Annotated in this window: 13 protein-coding genes; all 13 read left to right on the top strand. The window is 60.0% G+C overall.

Annotated elements, in window-relative coordinates; translation table 11 throughout:
- Positions 1-50 precede the first annotated feature (50 nt).
- The 13 genes from pyrH to rnhB all read left to right on the top strand — a co-directional run bounded on the left by pyrH (position 51) and on the right by rnhB (position 12878).
- On the top strand, positions 51-821 hold the full coding sequence (pyrH, locus tag FHJ80_RS15945) for a UMP kinase (RefSeq protein WP_139528317.1): 771 nt from the start codon (positions 51-53) through the stop codon (positions 819-821).
- 4 nt (positions 822-825) lie between these two features.
- Entirely contained in the window at positions 826-1383 is a 558-nt protein-coding gene (gene frr, locus FHJ80_RS15950; RefSeq protein WP_139528318.1) for a ribosome recycling factor, read from the top strand.
- 87 nt (positions 1384-1470) lie between these two features.
- On the top strand, positions 1471-2256 hold the full coding sequence (gene uppS / locus FHJ80_RS15955; protein ID WP_139528319.1) for a polyprenyl diphosphate synthase: 786 nt from the start codon (positions 1471-1473) through the stop codon (positions 2254-2256).
- The gene (locus FHJ80_RS15960) at positions 2249-3070 is read left to right on the top strand and encodes a phosphatidate cytidylyltransferase (protein ID WP_139528320.1); all 822 of its coding nucleotides are present in this window, start codon (positions 2249-2251) and stop codon (positions 3068-3070) included. The genes uppS and FHJ80_RS15960 overlap by 8 nt, the downstream gene beginning before the upstream one ends.
- Complete coding sequence (ispC, locus tag FHJ80_RS15965; protein ID WP_139528321.1) at positions 3067-4263, top strand: 1-deoxy-D-xylulose-5-phosphate reductoisomerase; 1197 nt, start codon at positions 3067-3069, stop codon at positions 4261-4263. Before FHJ80_RS15960 ends, ispC begins: the two co-directional genes overlap by 4 nt.
- Positions 4264-4306: 43 nt before the next feature.
- On the top strand, positions 4307-5665 hold the full coding sequence (gene rseP / locus FHJ80_RS15970; protein WP_139528322.1) for an RIP metalloprotease RseP: 1359 nt from the start codon (positions 4307-4309) through the stop codon (positions 5663-5665).
- Positions 5666-5765: 100 nt separating this feature from the next.
- Positions 5766-8117, top strand: a complete 2352-nt coding sequence (gene bamA, locus FHJ80_RS15975; RefSeq protein ID WP_369692960.1) for an outer membrane protein assembly factor BamA — start codon at positions 5766-5768, stop codon at positions 8115-8117.
- 19 nt (positions 8118-8136) lie between these two features.
- Entirely contained in the window at positions 8137-8637 is a 501-nt protein-coding gene (locus FHJ80_RS15980; RefSeq protein WP_139528410.1) for an OmpH family outer membrane protein, read from the top strand.
- Positions 8638-8688: 51 nt separating this feature from the next.
- Positions 8689-9726: a UDP-3-O-(3-hydroxymyristoyl)glucosamine N-acyltransferase gene (gene lpxD, locus FHJ80_RS15985; protein ID WP_139528323.1), complete on the top strand. Its 1038-nt coding sequence runs from the start codon at positions 8689-8691 to the stop codon at positions 9724-9726.
- Positions 9727-9861: 135 nt separating this feature from the next.
- Positions 9862-10305, top strand: coding sequence for a 3-hydroxyacyl-ACP dehydratase FabZ (gene fabZ, locus FHJ80_RS15990; protein WP_044629712.1), 444 nt, complete (start codon positions 9862-9864; stop codon positions 10303-10305).
- Positions 10302-11069 carry an acyl-ACP--UDP-N-acetylglucosamine O-acyltransferase gene (gene lpxA / locus FHJ80_RS15995; RefSeq protein ID WP_139528324.1) on the top strand — a complete coding sequence of 256 codons (768 nt, stop codon included), beginning with the start codon at positions 10302-10304 and terminating at the stop codon, positions 11067-11069. The genes fabZ and lpxA overlap by 4 nt, the downstream gene beginning before the upstream one ends.
- Positions 11070-11095: 26 nt before the next feature.
- Positions 11096-12271, top strand: coding sequence for a lipid-A-disaccharide synthase (gene lpxB / locus FHJ80_RS16000; RefSeq protein WP_139528325.1), 1176 nt, complete (start codon positions 11096-11098; stop codon positions 12269-12271).
- Entirely contained in the window at positions 12261-12878 is a 618-nt protein-coding gene (gene rnhB, locus FHJ80_RS16005) for a ribonuclease HII (protein WP_139528326.1), read from the top strand. The genes lpxB and rnhB overlap by 11 nt, the downstream gene beginning before the upstream one ends.
- The last annotated feature ends 26 nt before the right edge of the window (positions 12879-12904 follow it).

The raw sequence follows: 12904 nt of genomic DNA on the forward strand, positions 1-12904 counted from the left end.
CAGGCGCTGCCTCGCCCACCTGTGCCCAGGTCTGCCCCAGGAGAGATGCCATGTCACGTGATGTTCAAGAGTCTACCCCCACTGCTGCTACCAAAATCGATAAGTCGAAGTCGAAGTACAAGCGTATTTTGCTGAAGCTGTCGGGCGAAGCGCTGATGGGTGAGCACGATTTTGGTATCGATCCGAAGGTGTTGGATCGCATGGCGCTGGAAATTGGCCAGTTGGTGGGGATTGGCGTCCAAGTCGGTATCGTCATTGGGGGGGGTAACCTGTTCCGTGGCGCGGCGCTCAACGAAGCCGGCATGGATCGGGTCACGGGTGATCACATGGGAATGCTGGCAACGGTCATGAATGCGCTCGCGATGCGCGATGCGCTGGAGCGCTCCAATATACGCTCCCGCGTGATGTCAGCGATTCCCATGAGCGGTGTGGTGGAGCATTACGACCGCCGCACGGCCATCCGTTATTTGACCTCGGGTGACGTGGTGCTGTTCTCCGCGGGCACCGGAAACCCCTTCTTTACTACGGACTCCGCGGCCTGTTTGCGCGGCATCGAAGTGGACGTAGACGTCGTCATCAAGGCCACCAAAGTAGACGGCGTGTACAATAAGGATCCGGTGAAGCACCCCGACGCCGTAAAATACGACCAGCTCTCCTATGACGATGCTCTGGATCAGAAGCTGGGGGTAATGGATTTGACCGCAATCTGCCTGGTACGTGACCATAATATGCCGGTGCGGGTATTTGATATGAACAAGCCTGGTGCCCTGCTCAACCTCGTGGTTGGGGGCAAGGAAGGCACGCTGATAGACAGAGGGTAACAACGTGATCAACGACATCAAGAAAGATGCAGAGTCTCGCATGAAGAAGAGCGTTGAGGCGCTGCACAGCAACTTCAACAAGATCCGCACGGGCCGTGCTCACCCCAGCATCCTGGATGCCGTGACCGTCGAGTATTACGGGGGCCAAGTACCGCTGAATCAGGTGGCATCGGTGAACGTCGAAGATGCGCGTACCTTGACCGTGGCGCCCTGGGAGCAGGGCATGGTGCCGAAAATCGAAAAAGCGATCATGACCTCTGATCTGGGTCTGAACCCGTCCAGCGCCGGTAACGTGATTCGTGTGCCGATGCCGATGCTGACCGAAGAGACCCGTAAAGGCTACATCAAGCAAGCACGTAGCGAAGCGGAAACTGCCCGTGTGGCCGTGCGCAACGTTCGCCGCGATGCCAACGGTGACTTCAAATCCTTGCTCAAGGATAAAGAGATCACCGAAGACGATCAGCGTCAGGGCGAAGACGAGATCCAGAAGCTGACCGATAAATATATCGCTGAGATCGACAAGGCGCTGACCGCAAAAGAACAGGATCTCATGCAGGTATAACGCCTGCGTTCACTTTGCCACGGGCGGCTTGGCCGTCCGTGGGCCATCGCTTGGCTTACTTATGACTGATCTTTGGTGCGAGAACCCATGACGTCTCCGCAGCTTCCCCAAGAGCAGCCGGGCGGCACGACGCTTTCTCGATCCGAGGAAGCACTGCCGTCCCATGTTGCTATCATTATGGATGGTAACAACCGCTGGGCGCGGGCACGGGGGCTGTCGGGAGTGCGCGGCCACCGTGCGGGTGTCGAAGCCGTACGTGCGGTGATCGAGCGTGCGGCCGAGCGAGGCGTGCAAACGCTGAGCTTGTTCGCCTTCTCCAGTGAGAACTGGAAGCGCCCAGCCGCCGAGGTGAACGCGCTCATGGAGCTGTTTTTGATGGCGCTCAAACGTGAGGTCAAAAAGCTCAACGAGCGCAATATCCGCCTCTCGATTATTGGTGAGCAGCGCGGTTTTTCCCATGCAATTCAAAAGCATATCCAGCGTGCCGAAGCGCTGACGGCCGGTAATACGGGCATGCACCTAGTGATCGCTGCCAACTACGGCGGCCAGTGGGACATCGCCCGAGCCGCCCGCGAGCTCGCCGAGCAGGTGGCGGCCGGAGAGCTGTCGGCCGACGACATCGACGAAGCACGCTTGGATGCGGCCATGAACACCGACGCCGTACCACCGGTGGATCTGTGCATTCGCACCAGCGGCGAGCAGCGGCTCTCGAACTTCATGCTATGGCAGTTGGCCTATGCCGAACTGCATTTTTCGCCCTTGCTTTGGCCAGATTTCGATGGGGCGGCCTTCGACAAAGCGCTCGACGATTTTTGCTTACGACGTCGCCGTTTTGGAATGACTGACGAACAAATAGAGGCGCAAGGTGCTTAAACAGCGGATGATCACCGCAGCCTGGTTGGCGCCCGTGACGCTAATCGGTCTGTTTGGCTTACAGGGAGGTACCTTTGCGCTGTTTACGGCGTTGATCGTGCTATTGGGTACCTGGGAGTGGACCAACCTGGCAGGCGTAGGCGCGTCGCGCACGCGGATGGCGCTGGTCGCGGGGATGGCGATACTGTTGGCGCTGCTGTGGCTGGGCGGTGCGGTGTATGCGGTGTGGCCGCTATGGCTTGCGGCCGCCGGTTGGCTGCTCAATCTTTACTGGGTGACGCATTACCCGCAAAGTAGTCAGCAGTGGCATACCACGTCGCGTCGCCTGCTAATGGGTGTGTGGGTGCTGCTACCGTGCTGGGTAGGCTTCAACGTACTGCGCGAGAGCGGGGCGGTGTGGCTGCTGTTCGTGTTACTGTTGGTTTGGACGGCCGATATTGGTGCCTATTTTGCCGGACGCCGTTGGGGCAAACGCAAGCTGGCACCGCGGGTGAGCCCAGGTAAATCCTGGGAGGGTGTCTACGGCGGGTTGGCCGCTACGACGCTGCTGGCGTTGCTATTTGCCGCCTGGCAGCCATTGGGTGTACTGGGTGGCGTCGCACTGGTAGCGATTACCGCGGTGGTCACGCTCACCTCCGTGTTGGGTGATCTGTTCGAAAGTATGTTGAAGCGCTACCGCAATATCAAAGACTCCAGCCAGCTACTGCCGGGCCACGGCGGTGTGTTGGATCGTATCGATAGCCTCACGGCGGCCATTCCCATCTTCGCGCTGTTCTATCTGCAGGTGCTATCCCTTCAGGTGAGCGCGCTATGAGTCATGCCTCGATTCAATCGGTCACCGTACTGGGTGCCACTGGCTCCATTGGGAAAAGTACGCTGGACGTCATCGCGCGCCATCCTGATCGCTACCGGGTCCATGCACTGACAGCGCATACCTCGAAAGAGACACTGCTGGAACAGTGTCATACCCATAGCCCCCGCTTTGCCGTGCTGGATGACGCCGCCGATGCCGATTGGCTGCAGCAGGCGCTTCGCCAAGCAGGCTCTGATACCCTGGCGCTGGCGGGGCAGGAAGCATTGTGTGATGTCGCCCGTGCCCCTGAGGTCGATATCGTCATGGCGGCAATCGTTGGAGCGGCGGGACTGTTGCCCGCGCTGGCGGCGGCCGAGGCGGGTAAGCGCGTACTGCTCGCCAATAAAGAAGCCCTGGTGATGAGTGGGGCACTGTTCATGGACGCCGTGTCGCGTTCAGGGGCCACGCTACTGCCGATCGATTCTGAACATAATGCCATCTATCAGTGTCTACCCTGCGAGCATCGCGGTGGATTGGCCAAGCACGGCGTGCGTCAGCTACTGTTGACGGCTTCCGGCGGGCCCTTTCGTAACTGGTCGGCCGAGCAGATCGCACGTGCCACGCCCGAGCAAGCTTGCGCCCATCCTAACTGGTCCATGGGGCGAAAAATCTCGGTGGATAGCGCCACGCTGATGAACAAAGGTCTCGAGTTGATCGAGGCGTGCTGGCTCTTTGATGCCTCGCCCGAGCAGATTCAAGTGGTCGTTCATCCCCAGAGCGTCATTCACTCCATGGCGGCCTATGACGATGGTTCGGTAATCGCGCAGTTGGGCAATCCCGATATGCGCACGCCCATCGCTTATGGTTTGGCTTGGCCCGAGCGGATCGACGCCGGTGTAGAAGCACTTGACCTGTTCCAGGTGGCGCGACTCGATTTCGAGGCTCCCGACGAAGCGCGCTTTCCTTGTCTGCGTCTCGCCCGTGAGGCGATGCAGGCCGGTGGTGCCGCCCCGGCCATCTTGAATGCAGCCAATGAAGTGGCCGTCGAGGCATTTTTAGCGGGAAGCATTGCGTTTGGCGCGATTCCGGAGCTCGTCGCCGATGTCATGGCGCTGCCCTACCGCGGCGAGGCCGATTCTTTGGAGTGCGTGCTGGCGGCGGATCGCTGGGCGCGCGAACAGGCGGCACTTACCCTACGTCAGTCAATCGCTTAGCCTCAGCTAATGCTGAGCAGCGCGTCGTGCAAAGGAGCGAAAAGTGGGCCTGATACAGAATATCTTAGCCGTCATTGTGGTGCTGGGACTGCTCGTGACCTTTCATGAATTCGGGCATTTTTGGGTCGCGCGTCGCTGCGGCGTCAAAGTGCTGCGCTTTTCAGTAGGGTTTGGTAAACCGCTATGGTCGACGGTGGATCGTCACGGCACTGAGTTTGCGGTGGCGGCCATTCCGCTGGGCGGGTACGTCAAAATGCTCGACGAGCGCGAAGCGCCGGTGCCAGACGACCAGTTGGACCAAGCCTTCAATCGCAAAACCGTATGGCAGCGCATTGCCATCGTCGCTGCGGGTCCCATCGCCAACTTTTTGCTCGCCATCGTCGCCTACTGGGCACTGTTCGTGGCGGGAACGACCACGGTGGCACCGCTCGTCGGCGACGTTACTCCGAACTCGCCGGCTGCGCAGGCGGGCTTGGCGCAGGGCAGTGAAATCACCGCTATCCAGGGCGAGCCAACGCGCTCTTGGGAAGAGATCAATCTGAAGCTGGTGTCCATGATCGGCTATAGCGGCGAGCTCACCATCGAGGCAACGCCAGAGGGGGCGAGTGCCACACGCCGCTATCAACTGCCAATCAGTAACTACATGGTGCGCCAGGATCCGCCTCAACCGTTGCAAACACTGGGCTTTTCACCCTGGCGCCCTGACATACCGGCAGTGCTTGGTCAGGTCGTTTCTGGGCAGGCGGCCGATGTCGCAGGGCTTCAACCGGGGGATCGTATCGTGTCGCTCGATGGCGAGCCCATCGATGATTGGATGCAGTTCGTCGCTGTGATTCGCGACAGCGCGGGTGAGACCTTAAACGTTGCGTACCAGCGTGGAGGCGAACAGGGCACGCTCTCGCTCACGCCAGGACGTAATACGCTGGAGAGTGGTGACGAGGTTGGGTACATTGGAGCCGGTGCAGAGCCGTTTAGCTGGCCTGAGTCGCTGCAACGCGAAATTCGCTATGGGCCGATCGAAGCCGTCGGCCAAGCGCTGTCGCGCACCGGTGAAATGGTTCTACTGACGGTAGATGCGATCCGAAAGATGCTGGTGGGGCTTATCTCCCCCTCTAACCTCTCCGGGCCGATCACCATTGCACAAATCTCCGGCGACTCGGCACGCGCGGGGCTCGAAGCCTTCGTAGGCTTCCTCGCCTATCTGTCGATTAGCCTAGGGGTGCTGAATTTGCTGCCCATCCCCGTGCTCGATGGCGGTCATCTGCTTTACTATTTCGTCGAGGTGTTACGTGGGCGGCCGGTATCTGAGCAAACACAAGCGATAGGGCTGCGCATCGGGCTCGCCATGGTCGGTACCCTGATGCTAATGGCGCTCTATTTCGATTTGATGCGCCTGTGGTAATAACGCGTGTAGCGCGCTGGATGCCTTGTCATCTGCCTGCACAAATGTATATGGTGCCTGTCTTAACCGACGGGCAGACCAACGCGAGCGAACTGACTGCATGAAAATCAAGACCCTTGGAATGGCGGCACTCTTGCTGGTAGGCGCCAGCGGCGCCCAAGCACAATCCTTTGACGTTTCAGACATTCGTGTGGAAGGACTGCAGCGGGTTTCCGCCGCCTCGGTCTTTAATGCGTTCCCGGTGAGCGCCAACGACCGTGTCGACGAGCAGCAGCTCGCCGCGGCCGCCCGTGACCTGTTCGCCACCGGTTTGTTCGAAGACGTCTCGTTGGCCCGGGAAGGCGATGTGCTGGTGATCCAAGTGGTCGAGCGCCCTACCATCGCGCGCTTGAACATCGAAGGTAACGACCAAATTTCTGATGAAGACCTGCGCAACGGGCTACGCCAGTCGGGTTTGTCGGAAGGGCAGGTCCTACAGCTCTCGACGCTCGAAGAGATCGAGCGTGAGCTCGAGGGCGTCTATCAATCCCAGGGGCGTTACAGCGCTAGCATCGACGTTAACGTCGAGGAGATCGACGAAGGCCGCGTTCAGGTCAACATCGATATCAACGAAGGCGAAGTGGCCAAGATCCGCCAGATCAATATCGTCGGTAACCAGGATTTCGACGATGAGACGCTGCGCGACGTCTTCGAGCTGAACGACCGCCCAGGGCGTATCTTTGGCTGGTTCTCCAAAGACGAGTACTCCCGCGAAGCGCTCTCTGGCGATATCGAGCGTCTGCGTTCGTTCTATTTGGATCGTGGCTATGTCAATTTCGATGTGACCTCGACCCAGGTATCGATTGGCCCCGAGAAGTCCGACATCTTCATTACGCTCAATGTCGACGAGGGCAGCCAGTACCGCGTAGGCGATATCCGCTTTGCCGGTGATTTGCAGATCAGCGAAAACGAAGCCCGCAACCTGCTCGAAATCAACAGCGGCGATATCTTCTCCCGTGGCGATGTCAACGCCTCGACGGAAGCGCTGCGCCAGCGTCTGGGCGCTGAAGGCTTCGCCTTTGCCGAGGTGCAGGGCATTCCTGAAGTGGCCGATGACGGTGAAACGGTCGATCTCGTGATTGCTGTGAATCCAGGTCAGCGCGCTTACGTGCGTCGAATCGAGTTCTACGGTAATACCACGACCCAGGACGAAGTATTGCGCCGCGAGATGATCCAGCTCGAAGGCGCACCGGCATCGACGGAGTCGATCACGCAGTCGCGTCAGCGTCTGGAGCGTTTGGGCTTCTTTAGCCAAGTGGAAGTCGACACGCAGCCGGTACCGGGTGAGCCCGATCTGCTGGACGTGACTTATAACGTGGAAGAGCAGCCCTCCGGTTCGGTCTCTGCAAGCGTCGGCTTCTCGCAGAGCGCGGGCGTGATCTACGGGGTCGGCCTGGCTCAAAACAACTTCCTTGGCACCGGTAACCGTGTCAACGTCGGCGCCCAACGCAGTGACACCTTCACCAGCGTCAACTTCGCCTTCACCGATCCTTACTGGACGCTGGACGGCATCTCGCGCGGGTACAACGTGTTCTACCGCGAAACCGACTACGCCGACTCCGATATCTCGACGTTCTCGACCGATGCCTACGGTGCCGGTATCAACTTCGGCTACCCCATCAGCGAGCTGTCTCGCCTGAACTTCGGTGCCAGCGTCGAAGACGTCACGGTGAAAACCTACTTCGACACTGCCTCGGAAATCCGCCGCTATGTGGAAGATGAAGGCGAAAATGCGCAAAGCCTGAAGTTGACCGCGAGCTGGACACGCAACAACCTGAATCGGGGCATCATGCCGACCGCCGGTAATTACCAGCGCGTCTCGTTGGAAACCGGCGTGCCGGGTAGCGATGCGGAGTACTACAAACTCCAGGCCCGCGCGCAGCAGCTCTTCCCGTTTAACGATGACGAAACCTGGGCGCTGAAGTTCAGCGGTAATTTGGGCTACGCCGATACGCTGGGCAGCAACGATCCCTACCCGTTCTACGAAAACTTCTATGCAGGCGGCCTGGGCTCGGTGCGTGGTTTTACCTCCAACACCTTGGGCGAGCGCACCACGCCCGCCCGTGAGGGTGGCCGTGACCGCACCTTGGGCGGTAACGTACTGGTAGAAGGCTCCGCCGAAGTGCTTTTCCCGATGCCGTTCGTCGAGAACCAGCGCTCGGTACAGCCCTCGCTGTTCTTGGATGCAGGTAACACCTTCCTGAGCTCGTGCTACGACGTGCTGGAAGCGGATGCAGGACGCCAGCAGTGCAGCTCGGGCGTTGACCTTGGCGATCTGCGCTACAGCGTGGGCGTTGGCCTCTCGTGGCTGACGCCGGTAGGCCCGCTGACCTTTAGCGTGGCCGAGCCGCTGAACGACGAAAGTGGTGATGATACGCAGTTCTTCCAGTTCTCGCTGGGTCAAACGTTCTAATTGAAGGAGTAACACCATGGTGCGTAAACTGACTGCTGCTGTGTGTCTATTAGGGGCGATGACCCTACCGGCGTATGCCGCTGAAGTTGCGGTACTGGACTGGCGTGCGGCGCTGATGAATACACAGTCGGCTCAATCTTCGCTGAGTCAGCTCGAGGGGCAAATCGGTAGCCAGCAGCGTGAAGCCGAGGCGCTGGGCGGCGAGTTACAGCAGTTGCAGACGCGTCTGCAGCAGGAGGGGGAGACCATGTCTCAATCGGAGCGCGAGTCGCTGATTGCCGAGCTGCAGCAGAAGGGCGGTCGCTTCGAGCAGCTGCGCCGTGAAGTGCTGCAAGCGCAACAGGCCTCCGAGCAGCAATTCTTGCAAGGGGCCGAAGCCAAACTGGAGCAGGCCGTCGAGCAAGTGCTCGAACGTCATAATATTGACGTCCTCGTAGAGCCGCAAGGTGTGCTGCACTCCTCGACGGATCTACCCAACGTGACCAACGAAGTCACCCAGATTTTCGATTCGCTGAACTAATTTAATGACCCTCGGTGCGGCTTGGCCGCACCACTGCTTCCTTGGGCTCCCATGACGCACGCTTCTTACACTCTCACCCTTGCGGACATCGCACGTCACCTCGGCGTTGATTTCGAAGGCGACGACCATCAGCCCATCCGCGGTTTGGCAACGCTCAAGGAAGCAGCGTCGGATCAGGTCGCGTTTCTTGCCAATCGCGCCTACTTGAAAGACTTGGCCACCACCCAGGCGGCGGCCGTGCTGCTGCACCCAGAGCATGGCAAGAACTGCCCGGTGCCGCGCTTGGAGATGGAAAACCCCTACTTGGGTTACGCCAAGCTCTCCCAGCTCTTCGATCCGCTGCCTGCGCGTGACGTGCCGGGCATTCACCCCACGGCTGTGGTCTCCGATGGCGTCATGCTGGGAGACGGTGTCTGCGTGCAAGCGAATGCAGTGATCGAGCCTGGCGTCGTGCTGGGCGATCGCGTGGTCGTTGGGGCAGGTAGCGTGATTGGCGCGGACTGCGTGATTGGCGATGACACGCGGCTGCACGCCAATGTGACCGTGTGTCACGGCGTCGTGATGGGCAAGCGCGTCATTCTACAAAGCGGCTGCGTGATTGGCGGCGACGGCTTCGGTTTTGCCCACGATGGGGCTGGCTGGCACAAAATTGCTCAGCTGGGCGGCGTGGTGCTCGGCGATGATGTGGAGGTCGGAAGCTGTTCCAGTATCGACCGAGGCGCGTTGGGCGATACCGTAATTGGCAACGATGTCAAAATCGACAGCCAAGTGCAGATTGCCCATAACGTCACCATTGGTGACCATAGCGCGCTAGCTGGCTGCGTCGGCATTGCAGGCTCTACCAAAGTGGGTAAGCACTGCATGTTGGGCGGCGGCGTGGGGCTCTCGGGCCACCTGACCATCTGCGATGGGGTGCAGGTCACAGGCATGAGTTTGGTCACCAACTCGATTCACGAACCGGGGGTGTACTCGTCGGGTACCGGTGCCATGAGCAACACCCAATGGCGCAAAAATGCAGTGCGCTTCAAGCAGCTCGACGATATCGCCAAGCGTTTGGCGCGGGTAGAAAAAAGCCAGCGTGAATCGTGAAGAAAGAAGGATTTCCTGAGGGAGTGGCTTGAGGCTTCATAGCAGCAGGTTATAATCCACTGCCTTTTTACCAGTAGGATTGCTGGTACGTGCCTGACACTGCTCAGGCCTTTCGTCATTTTAGAGGTCGTTACGATGGTTATGGATATCAACGAAATTCGCGAATACTTGCCCCACCGCTACCCGTTCTTGCTGGTGGATCGAGTCACGCAGTTAACCGTGGGCGAAACCATCGTTGCGTACAAAAACGTGAGCATCAATGAGCCGTTCTTCAACGGCCATTTTCCTCACCATCCCATCATGCCCGGCGTACTGGTCGTTGAAGCGCTAGCACAGGTATGCGGTATCCTTGGGTTCAAAACGGTCAACAAGCTGCCGGCCGACGGCTATGTCTATTACCTCGTAGGCAGCGACAACGTACGCTTCAAGCGTCCTGTCATGCCAGGTGACCAGCTAACGCTCGAAGCCAACGTCATTCGCGGCAAACGGGGCATTTGGAAGTTTGCCTGCCGTGCCACGGTCGACGGCGAGCTGGCCTGCGAAGCGGAAATCATTTGTGCCGAGAGGAAGGTGGCTTGATACATCCTACTGCTTTGGTCGACCCAGCGGCACGGCTTGCCGATGACGTCGAGGTTGGCCCGTTTAGCGTGATTGGGCCAGACGTTACGATTGGCGCAGGCTCGGTCATCGGCCCCCATGTGGTGGTGAAAGGCCCCACGGTGCTAGGGGAGCGTACGCGTATCTTTCAGTTCGCCTCGGTAGGCGAAGATTGCCAGGACAAGAAGTACGCGGGTGAACCAACGCGTCTCGTGATGGGTGACGATAACGTGATCCGAGAGGGGGTCACGCTGCATCGCGGCACCGTGCAAGACCGCAGCGAAACCACTATCGGCTCGCGCAATCTGTTTATGGCATACGTACATGTCGGCCATGACTGTGTCATTGGTAACGACTGCATCTTGGCCAACCAAGTGACCTTGGCGGGTCACGTGACGCTGGGTGATCACGCCATTTTGGGCGGCTTGTCCGCCGTGCATCAGTTCTGCCACTTTGGGGAGCACGCCATGGCGGGTGGCGGCTCGATCATTACCAAAGACACGCCTGCCTACGTCATGATCAATGGTAATCCCGCAGAGGCGCGTGGCTTGAACTTGGTCGGCTTGAAGCGCCGCGGGTTTAGCCGTGAAGCGATCGCTGCGCTGACCTCCGCTTACAAGCTGGTGTATCGTCAAGGCTTGACCGTCGAACAAGCAGTCAGCGAAATGCGCAGCCGCTTCGATCTGCCGGAAGTCACGCAGTTTGCAGACTCCATTGAGCGCTCGACCCGCGGTATCGTTCGCTAACGCATCTAACCGGCTCTCCCGTCACTATGACACTGCAGCGCGTATACCTTGTGGCAGGCGAACTCTCCGGCGATATCCTCGGCGCGGGACTGATGCAGGCGCTGCGCGCCCGCCATCCCCAGGTGGAGTTTCGCGGCATGGGCGGCCCTCGTATGGAGGCCCAAGGCTTGAAGAGCCGCTTTCCTCTCGAAACCCTTTCGGTGATGGGCTTGGTCGAGGTACTCAAGCACCTGCCCGAACTCATCCGTGTGCGCCGTACCCTGCGTGAAGAGGCGCTGGCTTGGCAGCCGGACATCATGATCGGCATCGACGCCCCCGACTTCAATATCGGCCTGGAGAAGCAACTTCGTGCCGCGGGTATCACGACGGCCCATTACGTGAGCCCCTCGGTATGGGCGTGGCGTCAGGGGCGTGTGAAGAAAATCGCCAACGCGGTGGATGCCATGCTCACGCTGCTGCCCTTCGAGGCGGATTTCTACCATCGCCACCACGTTCCCGTGGCCTTCGTTGGTCATCCGTTGGCCGACGAACTGCCGCTGGAAAATGATCGCGAGGCGGCCCGCCGTGCGCTGGGCTTGGACCCGGGCGCATCGGTATTAGCGCTGCTGCCCGGCTCTCGGCGAAACGAAGTTCGTTTCATGGGTGCCACCTTCTTGGAGGCGGTGACGCTGCTGTGCCAGCGCCACACGGAGTTGCAGGTGGTGATCCCTGCGGCCACCGCTCAGCGCTATACCGAGCTTGGCGCGCTGTTGGCAGGCTACCCCGCGTTGGCCCAGCGGATCACACTGCTGGAGGGCCAAGCCCGCGAGGCGATGGTCGCCAGCGATGCGGTACTGCTGACCTCCGGTACGGCGGCGCTAGAGGCCATGCTGTGCCATCGCGCCATGCTGGTGGCGTATAAAATGGCACCCGCGACCCATTGGCTCGCCAAACGACTGGTGAAAACCCAGTGGATCTCGCTGCCGAATTTGATCGCTCAGGAGAGCGTGGTACCAGAGCTGATTCAGCACGCGGCGACGCCGGAGGCGATTGCCGAGCAGTTAGACCAGCGACTGAGCGATGCCGAGACGCGTCACGCACTAGAGGCGCGCTTTGCCTCGATGCATGCCACGTTGCAACGCACGGCCAGCGAGCGCGCCGCGCAGGCGATTACCGCTTTGGTTGCAGGCGAGCCGCTGGAGGCTAAATCGGATGCCGACTAAACCAGCCGACTTTCCACCGCTGGTGGTGGAGTATGCGGGGGATTTCCTGGCGGGGGTCGATGAGGTCGGCCGTGGGCCGCTGGTGGGGAGCGTCGTCGCCGCTGCCGTGATTCTGGATCCGAAGGCGCCGATCGACGGGCTCACCGACTCCAAGAAGCTCTCCGCCCGCAGGCGCGAGACGCTGGATCGACACATCCGTGCGCATGCCCTCGCGTTTGCCGTGGCAGAGGCGAGCGCAGAGGAGATCGACACGCTCAATATTTACCACGCAACGCATCTGGCCATGCGCCGCGCGGTGGATGCCCTGCTTCCCCAGGCCGAGTACCTGCTGGTGGATGGCAATCGACTGCCGGGGCATGCGCTGCCGGGGCAGGCCGTGGTGAAGGGTGACGCTCGTCATCCCGCGATTGCCGCCGCCTCGATTCTGGCCAAGGTGGCGCGGGATGCGCAAATGGCCGAGCTGGATCTGCGCTATCCTGAATACGGGTTTGCCCGCCACAAAGGGTACCCCACCAAGGAACACTTGGCGGCGCTGGAAGCCCACGGTGCACTGGCCGAGCACCGGAAGAGCTTCGCGCCCGTACAGCGCCAGTTAGCGCTGCTGTAGTCGCACACTTCATTTCATTTAGCGTT

Source organism: Halomonas sp. BL6 (assembly GCF_006228115.1).
Taxonomy (GTDB): Bacteria; Pseudomonadota; Gammaproteobacteria; order Pseudomonadales; family Halomonadaceae; genus Vreelandella; species Vreelandella piezotolerans.